This is a genomic window from Pelagibacterium lentulum (assembly GCF_003992625.1).
GTDB classification, from domain to species: domain Bacteria; phylum Pseudomonadota; class Alphaproteobacteria; order Rhizobiales; family Devosiaceae; genus Pelagibacterium; species Pelagibacterium lentulum.
The window spans coordinates 48707-67667 of record NZ_RZMW01000044.1 but is presented as its reverse complement, the minus strand read 5'-3'; the positions used below and the strand labels follow the sequence as shown (position 1 = coordinate 67667).

The 18961-nt window shown below is 57.4% G+C and carries 19 protein-coding genes; 7 read left to right on the top strand and 12 right to left on the bottom strand.

Annotation, left to right across the window (positions count from 1 at the left end; translation table 11 throughout):
* Window positions 1-33: 33 nt before the first annotated feature.
* Window positions 34-2064: a methyl-accepting chemotaxis protein gene (locus tag EO133_RS18330; RefSeq protein ID WP_164735095.1), complete on the bottom strand. Its 2031-nt coding sequence runs from the start codon at window positions 2062-2064 to the stop codon at window positions 34-36.
* A 197-nt stretch (window positions 2065-2261) separates the two neighbouring features.
* A complete protein-coding gene (locus EO133_RS18325) occupies window positions 2262-3017 on the bottom strand; it encodes a transporter substrate-binding domain-containing protein (protein ID WP_127074106.1) in 756 nt (251 codons plus the stop codon).
* 239 nt (window positions 3018-3256) lie between these two features.
* Here EO133_RS18325 and EO133_RS18320 point away from each other — a divergent pair, with 239 nt between their 5' ends.
* Window positions 3257-5128, top strand: a complete 1872-nt coding sequence (locus tag EO133_RS18320) for a glycosyltransferase family 2 protein (protein WP_164735094.1) — start codon at window positions 3257-3259, stop codon at window positions 5126-5128.
* A gap of 93 nt (window positions 5129-5221) precedes the next feature.
* On the top strand, window positions 5222-5482 hold the full coding sequence (locus tag EO133_RS18315; RefSeq protein WP_127074104.1) for a hypothetical protein: 261 nt from the start codon (window positions 5222-5224) through the stop codon (window positions 5480-5482).
* A gap of 9 nt (window positions 5483-5491) precedes the next feature.
* Here EO133_RS18315 and EO133_RS18310 read toward each other — a convergent pair whose 3' ends face one another.
* From EO133_RS18310 to EO133_RS18280, 7 genes are all read right to left on the bottom strand, one after another.
* The gene (locus tag EO133_RS18310; protein WP_127074103.1) at window positions 5492-6691 is read right to left on the bottom strand and encodes a GNAT family N-acetyltransferase; all 1200 of its coding nucleotides are present in this window, start codon (window positions 6689-6691) and stop codon (window positions 5492-5494) included.
* Between the two features lie 246 nt (window positions 6692-6937).
* Window positions 6938-7372: an FKBP-type peptidyl-prolyl cis-trans isomerase gene (locus tag EO133_RS18305; protein WP_127074102.1), complete on the bottom strand. Its 435-nt coding sequence runs from the start codon at window positions 7370-7372 to the stop codon at window positions 6938-6940.
* A 181-nt stretch (window positions 7373-7553) separates the two neighbouring features.
* Window positions 7554-9275, bottom strand: coding sequence for a SulP family inorganic anion transporter (locus EO133_RS18300; RefSeq protein WP_127074101.1), 1722 nt, complete (start codon window positions 9273-9275; stop codon window positions 7554-7556).
* Between the two features lie 156 nt (window positions 9276-9431).
* Entirely contained in the window at window positions 9432-9758 is a 327-nt protein-coding gene (locus tag EO133_RS18295) for a protein tyrosine phosphatase family protein (protein WP_127074100.1), read from the bottom strand.
* Between the two features lie 17 nt (window positions 9759-9775).
* Window positions 9776-10672 (bottom strand): MBL fold metallo-hydrolase, encoded by an 897-nt coding sequence (locus tag EO133_RS18290; protein WP_127074099.1) that lies wholly within the window; start codon window positions 10670-10672, stop codon window positions 9776-9778.
* A gap of 31 nt (window positions 10673-10703) precedes the next feature.
* Window positions 10704-11147: a DUF6691 family protein gene (locus EO133_RS18285; RefSeq protein WP_127074098.1), complete on the bottom strand. Its 444-nt coding sequence runs from the start codon at window positions 11145-11147 to the stop codon at window positions 10704-10706.
* 1 nt (window position 11148) lies between these two features.
* Window positions 11149-11577: a YeeE/YedE family protein gene (locus EO133_RS18280; RefSeq protein ID WP_127074097.1), complete on the bottom strand. Its 429-nt coding sequence runs from the start codon at window positions 11575-11577 to the stop codon at window positions 11149-11151.
* 107 nt (window positions 11578-11684) lie between these two features.
* Here EO133_RS18280 and EO133_RS18275 point away from each other — a divergent pair, with 107 nt between their 5' ends.
* Window positions 11685-11987 (top strand): ArsR/SmtB family transcription factor, encoded by a 303-nt coding sequence (locus EO133_RS18275; RefSeq protein ID WP_127074096.1) that lies wholly within the window; start codon window positions 11685-11687, stop codon window positions 11985-11987.
* A 62-nt stretch (window positions 11988-12049) separates the two neighbouring features.
* Entirely contained in the window at window positions 12050-12793 is a 744-nt protein-coding gene (locus tag EO133_RS18270; protein ID WP_127074095.1) for a TVP38/TMEM64 family protein, read from the top strand.
* A 36-nt stretch (window positions 12794-12829) separates the two neighbouring features.
* Here the strand turns inward: EO133_RS18270 and EO133_RS18265 are convergent, their stop codons facing one another.
* Window positions 12830-14875: a DUF4139 domain-containing protein gene (locus EO133_RS18265; protein WP_164735093.1), complete on the bottom strand. Its 2046-nt coding sequence runs from the start codon at window positions 14873-14875 to the stop codon at window positions 12830-12832.
* 320 nt (window positions 14876-15195) lie between these two features.
* Between EO133_RS18265 and EO133_RS18260 the strand changes: the two genes are divergently transcribed.
* The 3 genes from EO133_RS18260 (at window position 15196) to bioB (ending at window position 17511) form a co-directional block, all read left to right on the top strand.
* Complete coding sequence (locus EO133_RS18260; protein WP_127074093.1) at window positions 15196-15819, top strand: GntR family transcriptional regulator; 624 nt, start codon at window positions 15196-15198, stop codon at window positions 15817-15819.
* 133 nt (window positions 15820-15952) lie between these two features.
* Window positions 15953-16528, top strand: coding sequence for a biotin transporter BioY (locus EO133_RS18255; RefSeq protein WP_127074092.1), 576 nt, complete (start codon window positions 15953-15955; stop codon window positions 16526-16528).
* Entirely contained in the window at window positions 16525-17511 is a 987-nt protein-coding gene (gene bioB, locus EO133_RS18250; protein WP_127074091.1) for a biotin synthase BioB, read from the top strand. The genes EO133_RS18255 and bioB overlap by 4 nt, the downstream gene beginning before the upstream one ends.
* Window positions 17512-17607: 96 nt before the next feature.
* Here bioB and rhaM read toward each other — a convergent pair whose 3' ends face one another.
* Both rhaM and EO133_RS18240 read right to left on the bottom strand, forming a co-directional pair.
* Window positions 17608-17925 carry an L-rhamnose mutarotase gene (gene rhaM, locus EO133_RS18245; RefSeq protein ID WP_127074090.1) on the bottom strand — a complete coding sequence of 106 codons (318 nt, stop codon included), beginning with the start codon at window positions 17923-17925 and terminating at the stop codon, window positions 17608-17610.
* 35 nt (window positions 17926-17960) lie between these two features.
* Window positions 17961-18896: a nucleoside hydrolase gene (locus EO133_RS18240; RefSeq protein WP_127074089.1), complete on the bottom strand. Its 936-nt coding sequence runs from the start codon at window positions 18894-18896 to the stop codon at window positions 17961-17963.
* Between the last annotated feature and the right edge of the window lie 65 nt (window positions 18897-18961).

The window sequence follows — 18961 nt, the reverse complement described above, 5'->3', positions numbered from 1 at the left end:
CGTTTGCATGCCTTTATCGAAGTAAAGTAGCGATCAGAACTCGTCCCATTCTTCGGCCTTCAGGGCAGCATTGCCCTGGCTGAGATAGGCCGAGGCTGCAGTCCTGGTTTTGGCGGGGGCCGATGGCTTGGACGAGTTCGCGGGGGCAGGTTGCCGGACCGGTTCTGCTTCGCTGGCGCCGGAGACTTTGAAGACATCGACAATCCGGTCCAGCTCGGACGCCTGGGCTTCGGTCTGCTCGATGGCCGCATTGGTTTCTTCCACCAGTGCCGCATTGTGCTGGGTCATCTCGTCCATCTGCCGGATCGCGGTGCTGACCTCGTTGATGGCGGACGTCTGCTCACGGTTGGCGCGGGAGATGTCTTTCATCAGCGCGCTGTTTTCTTCCACCGATTGCAGGATGGCAGCGAGCTTCTGGGCAGCATTGGCAACAAGTTTCGAGCCACCATCGACTTCATTGGCGCTCTGCTCGATCAGGGCCTTGACCTCGGAAGAGGCTTCGGCAGCAGATTGAGCCAGACGGCGCACTTCCACGGCAACCACGGCAAAGCCCTTGCCCGCTTCGCCTGCCCGTGCCGCTTCCACCGACGCATTGAGCGCCAGAAGGTTGGTCTGGAAGGCGATGTCGTCGATCATGCCGATGATGTTGGAGATTTTCGACGAGGAGGTGGTGATGCGTTCCATGGCGGTCGTGGCATCGGCCATGACCGTCCCGCCCTCATTGGCAAGCTTGGCGGCCGTTTCGCTGCCGGCAAAGGCATTCTCGGCCTTCTGGGCGTTCTCGTTGACCGTGGTAGTAAGCTGATCCATGGCGGCCGAGGTTTCCTCGATTGCCGCGGCCTGCTTGGTCGTGCGTTCGGACAAATCGTTGGTGCCGGCAAGGATTTCTCCGGTCGCGACCTTGAGCGCACGCGAGGTCTGACGAAGCTGGGTGACGACGCCGGAAAGGTTCTCAGCGACGGCGTTGGTATCGGTTTTGAGCTTGGCCAGAGCGCCCTTATACTCACCGGAAACGCGCTTGGTGAGATCTGTCTGGGCGAGAGCGGCAAGCACCGTGCCTGTTTCATCGATTGAGCGATCGACAACCTCGACAAGATTGTTGATGCCCGATGCAAGAGCATTGAGCTCGGCGTCTGGAAATTCGGTTTCGACGCGCTTGGTGAAATCCCCGTCCACGGCGGCATCAACGACGTTACCGAAAGCGTCCTGCAATTCGCTCATCATCTGCGCCCGAGCCTTTTGCTCTTCGATGACGCGCACCGCTTCAGCTTCGGTCATTTGCGCGACCTTGAGACCATTCTCGCGGAAAATCGCCACGGCGCGTGCCATCAGGCCGATTTCGTCCTTGCGCGCGGTGCCTTCAACCTCGTGGGAATAGTCACCCTTCGATAGCGTATCCATCGTTGTCGTCAGTTTGCTGATCGGGCGTGTGATCGTCCGTGCGATCAGAACAGCCGTACCGGCAGTCACCAAAAGAATGACAGCGACAATCGCAAGTTGCACCATCGCAGAATTGAAGTTCTCGGCGGCCAGATCGTCCACATAAACGCCCGTGCCCAGAATCCAGCCCCAAGGTTCATAAAGCTCTACATAGCTCTCCTTGGGAATGTCGGGCGTGTTGGGTACGCGCGGCCACATATAGGAAACGAAACCACCGCCCTGGGCGTTGGCTGTCTCGATCATCTCGGCAAAGAAGTACTTGCCGTTGCTGTCCTGAAGGCCGCTATGATCGCCGCCTTCCATGGCGGCATTGATCGGGTGCATGAGCATCAGGCCGCTTTCTTCAAAAACGAAAAGATACTCATTGCCGCGATAGCGAATGTCGCGAATGCGGTCCAGCGCCTCGGCCTGCGCCTGCGCTTCGGTGACTTCGCCGGCCTGCGCACGCTCGTATTGCGCCGCAGCGAGTGCCTGAGCCGATTGAACGATAGAGACAAGCTCAGTCTGGCGCATGTCTGTGCGCGTATTGGTGACATCCCTGACGCTGAGAAAGGCAAGAACGCCGATGGCCAGAAACGAAAGGGCGACAAGCAAATAGATGCGCCCGGAAATATTCAAATGCATTGCGACAACCCCGAAAATTCCCATGGCGTTGCCGCTGCAAGTTTTCGAGGAATTACCTGAAAATCACACCTACATTACGACAACACCACGGGCAAAAAGCCCATAGTTCAAGCGTTCCCCGTTGAGGAAATTAGAGGCGACCCCTTAAAATTGTATTGTTGCGATAACGATTTCTCAGGCGACGCTTTTGGCGTCAGTCAATAAAAGCTCACCGGAAACCACCGCAAGTATAGTTCGTCCAGCCTGCCTTCACGGGCCAGCCGGATCAGGGCCCAATTGATGGCCGCGCGGACATTATCCAGACCGGCCGGGACCGCTACGGCAAAACCCGAGCCGAAGAGATCGGGGCGGAAATAGGCCTCGCCTGCAAAAGCACAGCAATCGTCATTCTCATTGAGCCAGAACGCGGCGCGCATACCATCACCGAAAAACGCTGCAATATCTTCTCGTGCAAGCGCTTCGAGTGCCGCCAGTTCCGATGGAAACTCAATTATTTCCACATTTGGCAGCAGGCGGCGCGCCAACTGGGCGTGAGGCGTGCCCTGACGCACGCCCAGCGGTCCGGTCAGACGCCGGGGACTGAACAGCGGCGCGGTGTCCGCGCTGGCGACGAATCGAGCGGGTAATTCGAGATAGATGCGGGAGAAGTCGAACCGGCTGCCCGATTGCCCGTCAATTGCAAGCCCGGCAATCAGCGCGTCGCCCTGATTGTCGGCCAGCGCGTCCTGCACAGTGTCCCAAGGCCAGGCCTGTATGGTGCAACTAGCCGACAGACGCATGCAGATGGCATTTGCCAGATCGATATTGAAACCAACGAGATTGCCAGCACCATCGGTATAATTGAATGGCGGAAAATCGGCAGTCGTCAGGAAGCGCAAGGCCGGTACGGCGCTTGTATCAAAGACTTCCTCGCGCGCGCCAGGATCGACATGAAGCGGCAGGTTCTGCGCCATTGCGGGCGCGCAAACCAGAGCAACAAGAGCAAAAAGGCAGAGGCGAACGCGAAGAAAGAAAGACAAAGCCACAACTTTTATGAAAACCGTCCATATCGTCCTTGCGGTTTATGGCCCATCGGCGCAAGAATTCATAGGCATGTTGGAACGTCAATTGCGACTATGGCCATGTGTTAGCTGTTGGCATGCACATTGCGCGGATTCGCTGGCCAATAAAACGGTGGCGTCTCGGGGGGAGGATGAACCGGGCAGACAGATGCGCATTTCTTATCGAGATCGTGGGCGAGCATTGGTGCACGGCTCGCGTTGCCGATGGCATTCTCGCCAGGGCCGAAGCGCTCCAGGCCGACCCTTTGCACGTCACATCCGTTCAATACGGTGTGCCCGTAGAAACGCTGTACGAGCGCGTGGCCACTCTGCTTGAACTGCGCTATAGCGAAGCAATCAGCCGCCATATGGGACCACTGGATGGTTTTACAGCGCTGGAGAGCATACCTCAGGTGCAAACGGCAAGGGGCGCGTTTGGCGGGCGTCGCGTTGTCTTTGCAGCACCGGGCTTCGATCAACTATTCGAAATCAGGGCACAATTGGCTAACCGGGCAGATTTGCGGCGCCAACTGGTGATCGTGGCGCCGCGTCACTTGCGAATGGGGCTGGCGAAAGTCAATGAGACCAGTCTACTGACCAATGCCTATCAGGGCCTTGTGCGGGCGTTTCCATTTGGCAATGCCCATCTGGACCTGCCACTCACGGGGCGTATCGCCTTTGTCGCTCTTTTGGCCGCCATCGTCTTGATGGCGCTGATCGTGCCGTTTGCTCATCATGCTATGTTGACTGTGATTTTTACACTTATCCTGGTCACACCATCGGCTTTTCGGGTCTGGGCGGCACTAACCGCGGCAAGAAACACCCCTATCGACACCGACATACTGCTTTCAGATGCGCACCTGCCGATCTATTCTGTCCTTATTCCCTTACGCGACGAAGCCCATATGGTGCCCCAGATCGTTGCAGCGATGAAGGCGTTCGACTATCCAAAGGAAAAGCTCGATATCCTGTTTGTTGTAGAGAGTGAGAGCACCGCAACAATCGAAGCGGTCAATCGCGGTATGGAACCGGGCTATATGGATATGATCGTGGTGCCTAGAGGCGGTCCCGCGACAAAGCCCAAAGCCATCAATTTCGCCTTGCCTATCGCGCGTGGGGACCATGTTGTGGTTTTCGATGCAGAGGACCGGCCAGACCCAGGGCAGTTGCGAAAAGCCGCGAGTCTTTTTGCTCAATTTCCCGCTTACGATTGCTTGCAGGCCGAACTTGTTATCGAAAATGCCGAAACAAATTTTCTCACCCGCATGTTCGCTGCCGAGTACGCCGGGCATTTCGGGCTGTTGCTGCCAGCGCTGGCACGGCTCGAAATGCCGCTGCCGCTCGGCGGCACCTCAAACCATTTCCGGCTTTCGACATTGAGGCGGATCGGCGCTTGGGACAGTTTCAACGTTACCGAGGATGCGGACCTCGGCATCCGCCTCGCCCGCCTGGATCGACAGGTCAAGAGCTTTGCGTCTTACACCTATGAGACCGCGCCAACCACATTGGGCGTATGGGTACGCCAGCGCACCCGCTGGCAAAAAGGCTGGATGCAAACTCTTATCGTTCACGGGAGCCGACCTGTTCGGCTTTGGCGAACACTTGGCGCCACAAAGTTCGCCGCCTTCTGGATATTTGTCGGCAGCATGGTGTTTTCGACAGCGATCCATGGTCCCTTCTTCATGCTCGTCGCGGCAATATTGATTTGGGAGCTTGCAACACTGGTGGGGCCGTCCACCGGGACCTTTCTGAACATCGTCCTGCTTTTTCTGGGCTATATGGGCGCTGCGGCCGCGGGAACAATCGGGCTGGCACGCCTGAACCGCAGCGCAATGAGCCCGATACTTATCGGCTTGCCGATCCACTGGCTCTTGTGCTGGCTCGCAGTGTTTCTGGCTGCAATTGAGCTTATTCATCGCCCATTTTATTGGGCAAAGACTGCTCACAGCATCAGCAATTTATCCAAACCCAAGAAGAGAAAAAGCACCATAGAATCAGGACTAAATCTTAGTGTAGAGAAATAGCCTTAATTTTACAGTATTGCTCCGCGTAAAATTTGTAGAACGACAGTGACTTGCGCTATAGAGACAGTGCGACCACATGGCTCGGACAGAAAAATGAGTTCAGGGACATGGCTGGCCCTGGCGGGACTTGCCGGAATTACTATTGCTGTCGGAATCACCTTTCTGGCTATGTTGGCAGAACTGGGCGTGGCATCCTCTATCGCCACGGGAGCCTATATCGCCAGTGTAATAGGCTTTGCGCTTGCGACGGCCGGCGCGAAGATGTCCAGCACGACACGGCTGTTTATTGTCTCTCTCGGACCGATACCCATGGCGATATTATTGATGCTGGGCCTGACTTATCTGGGCCTATGAAGCTGACTTTTAAGATCGCAAGCGTGTTTTCAGAGCCTGAACGGCACGTGCTATTTTCCATAGGGCCGGAGTTTGCTTTATGGTCCGCTTGAGCTTGCGCGCGCCGCTGAGCACAGGAACAGCAAGTGAGCCGAGAGGCGAAACCGGGATAAGGCTGTCATAAACAACCGCGGGCTGTGTCCAATCGGTCTTATAGTCGAAATCGCCCAACCCCATATCAAAAACGGCAATGCCGTCGGCGCGCAACTCGTCGACCAGCATCGAAAGCAAAACCCCCATCAGCGAGTACTTGGATGCCTCACCGACGGTGGTAGAATTGATATATTGCGAATAGTGACCCTTGGCATAGACGCCAAGGCTGGTAGCGAGAATGTCCTCACCCGCAAACAGCGCATGATAGTGCAGCATCGGATGAGTTGCACCCAGCCCTTGTTTGGCAAGCGACAGGAAAAGGGTCTGGAATTGGGGTCGGGCAAAAACGTTCTCCACGCCCATTTTTGCGAATCGCGCACCACGCTGTTCCAGGAAAGCTGCGTGGAAGCGGTCGACCTCCTCCTCTGAACTGGCCAAGCGCACAGATAATGGGCCGAAAGCTTCCGTCAAACGGCGCGTTGAGCGGCGAATATTCGTGCGGCGCTTATGAGGAAAGGACTGCTCAATGAACGGCGCATCGCCTTGCGGAAACGTTTCGAAATAAAAATTGTTCGGCGCGGGCGCATGAGAAAAACCCAACAGCGGGTTGGCGACGCCACGCCAATCCTTGAGCAAGCTATGAAAGCTGACCAGATCGAGCGGCTGTCCTGCGGCACGCAGGCCGGAAAAGGCCTTGCGCAGCAGATTTGGCGTTATGTCGTTTACATAAGCCGGGTCGAAAATGAGACTATCGGCATTGGAAATCGGCATACCGATAATGCGCCCCTGCATAACGCCTTGCTGGCGCACGATGGATAGCGGCAGAAGCGCTACTGGCTTTCCATGATCGCGGAAGACGATGATGCGCAAGCAGCCATTGGCAAGGAAGCCCGCTTGCAAATAAGCGGAAATCCAGTCGAAACGCTGATAAGGCGTGTAAATCGCGCGGCACTCAAGTTCCTGCCAGTCGGCACGCGCGGCATCGAGACTTTCATAAACCTCGATATCGAGCGACATTTCCTGCGGGTATTGTGTCGCGGGATAGTCGATTTCCCGTGAAATTGCCTGAAATGCCATTTCTACTGTCCCTTGGTTGCTGGCGCCCCAGCAAGCTCAAATCCATGCCGTCCGTTAAGACCTGTCCACACTATCGGCAAAAGTCCCTATAGAATGTTCAACAAATCAGGGCTTTGCGGCAATCGTTCCGCTCATCGCCAAGCATGGTTAACCGGGCAATAGCGCAAACAGCAAAATTAAGACCGTCCGCGCTAACGCACCGGACGGTCTTTAAAAAGCGCAAAGCGATTACGCCGACAGTGCCGATCAGGCGGCCACAACCTCGACGAGCTCGACGTCAAACACAAGATCCTTGCCAGCCAAGGGATGGTTGGCATCGACAGTGACTGCGTCATCGGTAGCACCCACCACCGTGAGTGTCATGGCACGGCCATCACCGCCGGTCGCCTGAAGTCGCGCTCCAATGCTGACATCGACGCCTTCGGGAATACGATCACGCGGCACCGATTGCACGCCTTCAGGATTATGCTGCCCATAGGCCTGCTCGGGCGGAATGGTGACGGATGCCTTATCACCGACATTCATGCCCTGAACCTGGGCATCGAGTCCGGGAATGATCTGGCCGGAGCCAAGCTGAAACTCAAGCGGCTCGCGACCTTGAGAAGAGTCGAATTGGGTACCGTCCGTCAGGCGGCCGGTATAATGGATGCGCACAGTATCCCCGTGCTTTGCCTGGGTCATGCTGTGTCCTCTTTTTTCTCGTGTGTGCTTTGGGATAGGCAGCGCATTATTTGAGGCGACTGACAGACCGATCCCACGACAAGGCAAGCGCCCTGCAATCGCACAGGGCGTCAAACCTGCCAACAAATGTAAGACACTGGATGCAGATGTAAACCGTTGGGCGACCCGAAAGTGCCCGATGTTACCTGTTGTTTTTACCATTGAGCGCCGAGACGGCCTCGTGCTGGGAAAGAAAAATCCGCCCCGTCAAATGGGCAAAAAACTGGGTAGCCCTGAGCTTGTCCATCACCGGGCCTTTGACTTCCGAAAGGTGAAAGGTGATGCCAAGATCCTTCAGGCGCTCATTTATCGCCTCGAGACTTTCGAGCGCCGACATGTCGATAGCGTTAACCGCAGGGCACATGAGAATAACGTGCTTGACTTCGGGACGACCCGAAACGCGCTCATAGATGCAATCCTCAAGAAAGCGTGCATTGGCGAAGTAAAGGCTTTCATCAACACGGATGGAGACAATTTCGGGATGAGTTTCCACCTCATGGCGCAAGACATTGCGGAAGTGCTCGGTGCCCGGCACCTGCCCAACAATCGCGGTATGAGGTTTGGACGTCCGGTAAAGAAAAACGAGGATCGAAGCCACAACGCCTGAAAGTACGCCGACTTCCACGCCCAAGACCAGCGTTACGCCCAGTGTGATAATAACGGCAGCGAAATCTGCTCGAGAATAGGCGAACGCTTTTTTCAGTATCGAGAAATCCACAAGCGTCAAAACGGCAATAACGATGGTGGCCGCCAGCGTTGCCTTGGGCAAAAGCGCCAGAAAGGGGGTCAGCAACAAGGTGGCGCCCGCAATGCCGATGGCGGTAAATGCGCCTGCTGCCGGCGTTGCCGCTCCGGCGTCATGATTGACGACCGAGCGGGCGAACCCACCCGTTACCGGATAGCCCGACCCGATTGCCGCAGCAATGTTTGACGCGCCGAGCCCGACAAGTTCCTGATCGGGATTGATGCGTTCGCGCTTTTTGGCGGCAAGGGTTTGTGCGACCGAGATCGATTCCACAAAGCCGATAATGGAAATGATGAAGGCTGGGCCGATCAGTGCGGCCATAACGTCGAGATTGAAAACAGGCACAGAGAGCGGCGGCAGACCCTGCGGGACATCGCCCACCAACGCAACGCCTTTGCCACCGAGATCGAAAAGCGCAGAAGCGCCGATGGCCAAAAGCACCACCACGACCGGCCCGGCGCGAACCAAAGTGGTGGCCACAGGCGCAGGAATACGAATAGCGATCAGACGCTTTTTCATATCCAGACGGATCCAGAGCAACGCCATAAGCGATGCCATGCCCACCGCCAACGTGTAAAAATTGATCTGGCTCAACGATGCCCAGATCGAGCCGAGCAGTTCGGGCATAGCGTGCCCGTACGTGCCGATGCCAAGAAGGCCGCCAACCTGGCTTGTCGCGATGATGAGGCCGGAGGCGGTGATGAAGCCGGAAATAACAGGGTGGGAAAGGAAATTGGCGACAAAGCCAAGGCGCAGCAATCCCATGCCAACAAGGATCAAGCCGGACAGGAAAGCCAGCATGATGGCCGCTGTTGCATAGTCGGCAGTCCCTTCGGCTGCGATGCGTCCGACCGCGGCGGCTGTCATCAGCGAAACCACGGCCACCGGGCCCACAGCCAGAGAGGTGGACGAGCCGAAAATCGCATAAGCGATCAACGGCAGGATCGAGGCATAAAGCCCGACCTCGGGTGGCAGGCCTGCCAGCAGGGCATAGGCCAGCGATTGCGGGATCAGCATGATGGTGACGATGATTGCCGCCATCATATCGCGCCCGAACAGTGCGGGATTATAGGTTCTGCCCCATTTGAGAATGGGAACGTATTTTTCCAATGCGGTCACTGTGTCCCAAGCCCCAATCGATATGTATGGCAGAAAAGCGTTTGCCTCACGCCCGAACTTTGCCCTCTTTGCGGGGACGCGGAAAGCATAAGTTCGGGGTGAGACTTACGGCACCGGACGAAAGACCGTATCGGCGCCGCCCTGCCGCGCTTGCGGTCAGCGTGACAGAGTTGCGTAGAGACTGCCCGCACGGGCACCGGAGCGGCAATAGCCCAGCACCGGCCCATCGCACTGACTCATGGCCTCATGAAACCGGATGATCTGGCCTTCCCCCAACTGACCCGAAACCGGAATGTGAAAAGCAGTAATGCCTTTGGCTTTAGCTGCCTTTGCAACGACATCGAAATTGGGCTGTCCGGGCTCTTCATTGTCCGGCCGGGCACAGATGATGGCGGTAAAGCCAAGCGCCACCACTTCATCGATCTGTTCGGGCAGTATCTGCCCGGTTACAGAGAAGCGGTTGTCGATCTTGCGAATGCTCATCGTGTTTCCATTTGCCTTTAGAGCTTGTTGACCGGGACCTTGAAGAAGGTTCCGCCCTTTTCGTCTTCGGGCGGCAATTGGCCAGCACGCATATTGACCTGAAGCGATGGGATGATGAGCTTGGGCATTGCGAGGGTCGCGTCGCGCTCTTCGCGCATCTTGACGAACTCGTCCTCGCTCGTGCCGTGACCGACATGGATGTTGTAGTCGATCTCATCTCCCACACTGGTTTCCCACTGAATGTCGCGGCCATTGGGGCCGTAATCGTGGCACATGAAAAGCCGGGTTTCACGCGGCAGGGCCAGGACACGCTGGATCGAGCGATAAAGTGTGCGGGCATCGCCGCCGGGGAAATCGGCACGGGCCGAGCCGCCGTCGGGCATGAACAGCGTATCGCCAACAAAGGCAGCATTGCCGATGACATGGGTCATGCAGGCAGGTGTATGGCCGGGAGTGTGCATGACATGGGCGGTCAGATTGCCAATTTTGTAGCGGTCGCCATCGGAAAAAAGCTGATCGAACTGAGAGCCATCACGCTGGAATTCGGTGCCTTCGTTGAAGATCTTGCCGAATGTATCCTGAACGATGGTGATGTTCTCGCCAATGCCCAGCTTGCCGCCAAGCTTTTGCTGAATATAGGGCGCCGCCGAGAGGTGATCGGCGTGAACGTGGGTTTCGATCAGCCATTCAAGGGTCCAGCCCTTTTCCTTGATGAACGCGATGATCTTGTCGGCTCCATCATAGGTGATGCGGCCTGCGGCGTAGTCGATATCCATGACCGAGTCGATCACGGCGCAGGCGGTCGAGGCCGGATCGCGCACGATGTAGGAGATCGTGTTTGTCGGCTCATCGAAAAATGCGACGACTTCGGGTCTGATGGAAAGATCAGTTGCAAAGGGAAGCGACGCGTTCATGATGGTGCTCCTTTCTGGCTAAGCGATATTATCAGGCGTTGGCGGTTGCCGCACGTTTGGCAAAAGCGTGGCGCACAAGCCGGGCCAACGCGATGCCGCCGAGCATGGCGCCTACGAAAATAAAGGCATCTGTTTCACCCAGGCCAAGAGCTGGGATTGCGCCGCCTGGACAAAAGCCGGTAATGCCCCAGCCGATGCCGAAAACAGCCGCCCCGCCGAGTAGTGGCACATCCATTTTTCGGCTGGTGGGCAGGTGGAAACTCTTGTCGAAAAGCGGAGCCGGACGCTTGAGTACGAAACGATAACCCAGCGCTGTGACGGCGAGCGCGCCGCCCATGACAAAGGCAAGGGATGGGTCCCATGTTCCTGCAAAGTCGAAGAAATTTAGGACCTTGGCGGGATTGATCATGCCCGAAATCGCAATGCCAGCACCAAAAATCAGGCCAATGATGGCGGCTGTCAGGATGCGTTGCATGTCAAAAGCCTCCAAGTATATGGCGCACGACGAAAACGGTAGCCGCAGTTGACGCCATGAATACCAGCGTGGCGGCAAGCGAACGCGGCGAGAACCGCGCCAACCCGCATACGCCATGACCCGAGGTGCAACCCGATCCGAAATAGACGCCGATCCCGACGATCAATCCGCCAATGATGAGCCAGAGGGTCGGCACCTGACTATCGAAGGGAATGGTCGGACCTGTCGCGCTGACAATGAGCGCGGGAGCGGCGATTGCACCAAGAATAAAGGCAGCGCGCCACGCCCAGTCTTGAGAAAAGGGCGGCACCAGTCCGGCAATAATGCCGGTCATCCCAGCAATCCTGCCGTGAAACGCCATGAGAAGAACGGCTGAGGCACCAATGAGCGCGCCGCCGAGCAATGCAGTGAATGGTGTGAATTCAGTCAAGATCGTTGTGGTCCGGTGTGCTAAGTGTTGAGCCTTGCCAAACCCACCGCAAAGGTGGATAAGAGGATTATTGCGTTTGTATATTAGAATATACTAATGTTGTAAACATGAAAATTGCTGAACTCGAAAAAAGCGCTGAAGAGGCTGCCAGCCTGTTGACCGCCATGGCCAATATCAAGCGGTTGATGATCCTGTGCAATCTGCTGGAACAGGATCTGACCGTTGGCGTGCTTGCCGAGCGGGTGCAACTGGCACAGTCTCCCCTCTCCCAACATTTGTCCAAACTTCGGGCGCTGGGGCTGGTCAAGGCGCGACGCGACGGCCAGCTTGTGCATTATTCTCTGGCGTCCGACGCTGTACGTCAGGTCATTGCAACACTTTACGGAATCTATTGTGAACCGCAGGATTGATAGCCACATGCCAGTGCTATGACGCGCAACTGCCACAAAGGAGGTCGTGGATCTCTAAAGCGATGAATGTTCTTGCCGCTAACTGGCGTCGTTGGTTGCCAATAACGGCGATCGGCGCCGCTTTTCTGCTCGCATTTGGCTTTGAGTTGCACAGTTATGTGAACTTCGATTGGCTGGCAGAACAGCGCGACTGGCTAAAAGGCCAAGTCGCAGAAAATTTTGTGCTCGCGCTCGGCGGCTATGCCCTAGCCTATATCATCGCTGTAGCCATTGCATTTCCCGCTCCATCCATGCTGACCGTTTTTGCCGGATTTCTCTTTGGCTGGCCTACCGCCTTGGTCATGGTTGTCATCAGCGCCACTTTGGGCGCGGCCCTGCTGTTTCTTGCGACCCGTTCGGCGCTTGGGGTATCACTGCGACAAAGATTGGGTCCAAAGGTCGACCGGCTGGCCAAGGGCTTTGAACGCGATGCGTTGATCTACATCATCGCCTTGCGGATTGCGCCTATCCTGCCGTTCTGGCTGGTTACGGTTGCCCCTGCCTTTTTCAAGGTTCCGATCAAGACCTTTATGATCGCTACTTTCCTGGGCACCATGCCGGGCACGTTTACGCTGGCCTATCTGGGTTCAGGCCTGGAAAGCGTTATCGACAATGCCGCCTCACGCGGCGAGACAATCACTCCAGCCGATCTCGTGACGCCACAAATTGCCGCCGCGTTCGGCTTTTTCGTGGTGCTGGCAATCATTCCGGCCGTCGTGCGCTACATAATCCATTTGCGCGGCCAGAAACTGCCCGACGAACAATAATTGCCTCGCAAATCCGCTTGTCACTGGATCAGAGCATCACAGACCTTTGACAAGCTCGGCGAATTGTTCACGCAGTTCCCTGAGTTGGTTCTTTGCAGCCGCATTTTGCCGCTCGAAGTCCGCAATGGCATCCTCCTGCTCCTCGAGCATGGCAAGGTATCGTTGAGCCAGACTGCTATTGGCAGGGACCGCTGCGAGGTTGTCGCGAACACGCGCCTGATTGCTTGCTGCGTTTTCAATCGCTCTTTCCAGTGCGGACACATCGCGTTGAGCCCGAGCGATCTCCTGCCGGCGCTCGGCCAGCGTTGAAACCGCCCCGGCAATTTGAGGATCATCGATCTGCCCGGACCAGAACAACAAATCCGAGGCGTCAAGATCAACAAGGGAAATGGTATCTGTTGCCGTGCGTTCAAATGTGGCTGTGGCGGTTGCTGTGCCACCAGCCGGTACTTCGCTGCGAAGCCGGTGATGGGTGGGCGTGTTCTCGTCAAGCACGTCGGAAGAAAAAGTCCAGCCCTCGCGCCGCGGTTGCTCAATGATAACCGTGCGTGCCGCATCCCGTGCGGCTCGGATCGTATAGACCGTCTCGACTCGCGTAATGCTGGTGGTTCGCAAGACCCCGTCTGCCAGGCTGGCGCGATAGAATGTCTGCTCGTTGCCCCGCTCCGTCGTTACCTCGACCTTGCGGTCGGCCGCAAAGCTGATCATCCGGCTTTCACCAGCAGGCAAGGCGTGAACCTGAGCGTCGCCTGCGTAACCTTCTTCAAGAGGCGCGTAAACCGTGACAATGCCTGGCGGAAGGCTTGTTCCGGTGGCATTTTCGATCCGCAGGGCTGCGACAGGATGCACACCACCGCGTTCTGGCTGGAAAAGCGCAATACGCTCGGTTGGCAACTCGGTATCGACAAAGGGTAATGAAAGCGTTTGTCCAGATGGCAGGTCTATCGGCGCTGGCAAACGGTAAGTCGCGGTCGTCTCACCTTCGCTTGCCGCGGCCTGCGCTTGGGGCATGGAGGCGCGCGGCGCACCCATCAGCGTCGCAACGCCCGGAGCAGCCGTTCTTGCAATATCCATGGAATGTTCCATGACCGCAGATTGCTCCGCGTCATCGACCGACGCACCGCCGAACCGGTCGGGCTGAACAGGCATGATCGTTTGGGCCAGCACAGGGATTTCCGGCCTTTGGTGCCAATAACGTTGGTGCAGATTCTGGGTAAGCGTGACCGGCGCGCCGGAGGATAGCGTCACCGTTACACCATCCCAGTCGTCGCCCGACGCGTTCTCGATTATTGCCCAGGCCTGCAGGCGCGCAAGATCATCACTCTCGAGAATAAGGCGATAAGCCGTTTTCCAGACCGGTGCAGGAACCACGTAATCAAGATGAACGTCGCGCGCGCCGGATCCAGCAAGCCCAAGGGTAATCGAACGCATGCTATCAACACGTCCCTGTCCGCTCACCGTGGCCGCAGTCCGGAGCCGCTCCCGCATGGCTTCGTCCCAGATTTCGAGCGCACTGTCTGGCCCCAATTCCAGCACTTCAATGCGTTCCCCATAAGTCATGACGGAGAGCAAGGGTGCAGCAGGGCCGCTGTCATCGCGGGCAAAAGGGTCTGTTTGGACGCCAAGAACAATCCCCTCAACCGTTCGCCCGCCAGAGGAAACTTGAACAGAGACACCTCGAAGGGCATCAAGCAATTGAGGCAGCGCAGCGATATCGGCGGGCGTGAACGGCAATCCACGGAAGGTTTCGTCCACCGGCGCCAAGCCATCAAGTATAAGGAAAGCAATACCGCCGGCAGGATCATAGACAACAAGGCTTTTCAGGATGTCATTCACCTGATCGAGGGGAACGTCGAAGGTCAAGTCCTGCGCGTCGACAAGGGATATGCTCCGTCGGATTTCGGCAAGGCCGCCCGATGACAAGGTCAGTGCATCAATCCGCATTTGTGGCGTTTGCTGGGCGAAAACCGACGCCGCAGGCAGCAGTAAAACAAGAGAGGCGCATAGGAGAGCCTGTTTAAGGGGCGACAAGTTCTCGCGCCGCGTGCGGCCGGAGCGAAATGAAACGGCAATGGACTTCATGTGGCACGTGCCTCCGGGCGCTTTGCGACTGGCGTCCGCATGGCTCGAACACCTTGTCAGCAAGCTTAGCAACTTGGCTTGCTGCATAGAATCCCTCATTGCCAATGACGCCAAGTTTGATACGCGTTACCGAAAAACCGACGGGCAAATAAGTACGGCGGCATCACCAGCACGCCCAGCACCGCCGAGGTCTCCGGCCATTGCTGGCGCCGCCAAGAGCGCTTTCTTCAAAGTTGCGACTTTGCCTCGCAATTCAGAATATTTGCAACAGGCGAATTGGTGGCTCGACGGCGCTCCATGTTCGAATTATCTATAAAATCATGACAACCACAAAAGACACACTTGCCGCGCGGATCAGCAAAGTGCTGGCCGACCGTATCATTGCCGGAGCGCTTGAGCCGGGCTCCCGGCTTGGGCAGGATCATATTGCCGAGGAATTCGGCGCAAGCCATGTGCCTGTGCGCGAGGCTTTCCGGCGTCTGGAGGCCCAAGGTCTTGTGGTCAGTGAGCCGCGCAGGGGCGTGCGGGTGGCCGGCTTCAGCCTCGATGAGGTGCGAGAGGTAGCCGAAATGCGCGCCGCGCTCGAAGCCCTGGCGCTGCGCAACGCCTTCCCGCATATGACCAAAGCCATTCTCGACCAGGCAGAAGAAGCGAACCGCGCGGGAGACCGCGCGCGCGACGTTAAAGCCTGGGAGCAAGCCAATCGCAGCTTCCACCGGATCATTCTTACCCCGTGCGGGATGCCACGCCTGCTTAAAGCTATCGATGATCTGCATACGGCAAGCGCCCGGTTTCTATTTTCAGGCTGGCGGGCCGAATGGGAAGCCCCGACGGATCGGGATCACCGTGCAATCCTTGACGCCCTGCGAGCCGGGCAGTCCGAAATAGCAGCATCCGTGCTGGCCCGGCATGTCCAGACAATTGGGCAAAAGAAGCTGAAATAACCCAGCAACAGCTCGTTCAGTTCCCAGCCACCGGCAGCATCGCGCACTTTGCTGTTGCCATGGCCGCATTTCTATGGATTCATTTAGCGATAGATTCTATAAATTATCTATAAAATATCCAAGGATGTCCAATATGAGCAGTAGCGCGACAAGATTCATCGATAACCGTTTTGCGTTGTCGGCGCTCACGGTGCTGACCGTCATCGCAGGAGCCGCGCTGATGACGCTGGCGGCCAAGGTGCAGATTCCTTTCTGGCCGGTTCCGATGACGCTGCACACATTGGCCGTCATGGCGTTTGCTGTCGCCTTCGGGCCGCGCATCGCCGTCTCGATTTTCGTTGCCTATCTTGCGGCTGGCGCAGCAGGCCTGCCAGTATTCTCAGGCACGCCCGCACGCGGCATCGGGCTGGCCTATATGGTCGGCCCAACCGGAGGTTATTTACTCGGCTACCTCGTTGCCTCATGGCTGGTTGGAGCGCTGGCCCGCGACCGCGGCATGGTTGGCCGCACAGGCGCGATGCTGCTCGGCTTGGCACTGGTTTATGCCTTGGGCGCTGCGTGGCTGGCTCGTTTCGTGCCGCTCGATCGCATTGTCGAACTGGGCGTGACGCCATTCGTTCTTGGCGACCTTGTCAAAATCGGCATCGTATCGGCAACCGGCGCGGTTCTCCCCGCCGCACTCGCCCGCCTTCGGGACAAAGCCAAATGACGCTGGCAGAAGGAACGATCCGGCACGACTGGACGATCGAGCAGATCGTCGCGCTGCACGACCTTCCGTTGCTTGAACTGATCGCGCGCGCCAATGCCGTCCATCGTCAGCACCACGATCCGAACAAGGTCCAGAAGGCAAGCCTACTCTCCATCAAGACCGGTGGATGTCCGGAGAACTGCGCGTACTGCCCACAATCGGCTCATCACCGCGAGGTCGATCTGACCCGCGACAAGCTGATGGACCCAGAAAGCGTGATCGCCATGGCGTCCACCGCCAAGGCGGCAGGGGCCGAACGGTTCTGTATGGGCGCGGCCTGGCGGCAAGTCCGTGACGGCAAGGAATTCGACGCCGTAATCGAGATGGTCGAGGGCGTCCGCAACCTCGGCATGGAAGCCTGCGTGACGCTCGGGATGCTGAAGCCGCATCAGGCCGAACGGCTGGCAAATGCGGGCCTGACAGCTTACAACCACAATCTCGATACCAGCCCCGAGTTCTACGGGCAGATCGTCACTACCCGCACCTATGAGGACCGACTAAAAACACTGGCTACAGTGCGCTCGTTCGGTATCGACTTATGCTGCGGCGGTATCATCGGCATGGGCGAAACAATCCGTGATCGCGCTTCAATGCTGCAAGTGCTTGCCAGTATGGAGCCGCATCCTGAAAGCGTGCCGATCAACGCGCTCGTTCCGATAGCAGGTACGCCACTGGCGAGTCGACCGCGCATCGATCCGTTGGAACTGGTTCGCATGGTAGCAACGGCTCGCCTTGTCATGCCCGCCTCCACAGTGCGGCTTTCAGCCGGGCGCTCAGCGCTGAACCGCGAAGCGCAAGTGCTTTGCCTGGCGGCAGGGGCCAATTCGGTGTTTTATGGCGACACGCTGCTCACGACGCCGAATGCCGGAATTGGCGCGGACGCCGAACTGTTCGCCGCGATCGGTGAGCAAGGACATGCCCGCACTTCCGCCCCAGCAGCGTAAGCACAAATGGCGCGGAAGTCGTTGAACGAGGGCAAGACCAACGCACCGATCGCAATACGGAAACTGAGCCAGATCGGGCCGATCTGATAGCTGTCCCTATGCCATATGGAAGACGTTTTGCAGTTCAACCTCGACTGGCGCATTGTCAGGATGGGTTTCCATGATGTCGGCCATCATGGCCCACCAGCGCTGGACGATTTCCTGATTTGGAAGATCGGCCATCTTGTGGTCGGAGGTGCGGATGAGCGTGGCAAACAGCGCGTGCGACTGCGGATCGTACCAGATCGAATAGTCTGAAACGCCAGCCTGTTTGAGCGCCATGACCAATTCGGGCCAGATCTCATCGTGGCGCCTTTTATATTCTTCCACCTGACCGGGATTGAGGGTCATGCGGAACGCAATGCGTTCGCTCATCGATAGCTCCTCCTGTTTTGATCTTGGCTAACATATCAGCGGATGGAGTTTGCGTAAAAATCGACAACCTTTTCAAGATCGGCTTTTTCAACCAGCTCCGCTTTCGGCGTGCCCAGCCGACCCGATGGATCGACTACGGTCATGCCGCGGGTCAGGCCTGAACCCAGCGCCACACTGACGCAAGCGCTGACGGACCGGGTTACGATTTCCGGCGCGATGACAACGGCAGCAGCCAGTGGATCGACAAAGCGGAAATTATCGCCACCGCCATAGCCCTCAATGGTGCGGCGGGCGTGATCGGCAAGCGCTTTGGAAAAGCGGCGGACCGGGGTTTCCGGCAAGTCAGCAAAAAGTGCATCGACCTGGGCGCCGGTAATGGCGTGGCTCATGCAGGGCTCCCACGGCACGACACGGATGCTCAAGTCCGCAGCAAAGACGATTTGCGCAGCTTCAGGATCGGCAAAGATATTGAACTCGGCAGCCGGTGTAGTGTTGCCGCGACCATAGACAGTGCCACCCATGATCGTTACCTGACCGATCCCCTTCATCGCGTCGGGATCGCGCTGCAAGACGAGCGCGAGATTGGTCAATGGCCCGATCAGCAGCAGGTCGATTTTTGTACCGGCGTCGGCGGCTCCGTTAAGCGCATCGCAAAGGAAGGCTATCGCGTCCTGCTCCTGGGCTTGCCCGATGTCGTCGGGCACCGGCGCGCCACCCAGACCATCTTCACCGTGAATGTATTTGGCATCGATGCGCGGCTGTTCGAGCGGCACCTCAGCGCCTTTGTAAACGGGAATCTGAACGCCGGCCGTAGCAAGGGTTGCCAGAATATTGCGGGTGGCGGCAGGCAGGCTGACATTGCCGAAAACCGTGGTGATGGCAGTGGGTGCACACCCGTTGGCCAGCAGCATCAGCAGGGCCTGCGCGTCATCGACACCGCCATCGGTATCCAAAATCAAGGGATTGGGCATTCATGAACTCTTGAGTCTTATCGTTGGTTGGCGCTTTTGTAACATGTAAGAATCGATTCGCACGC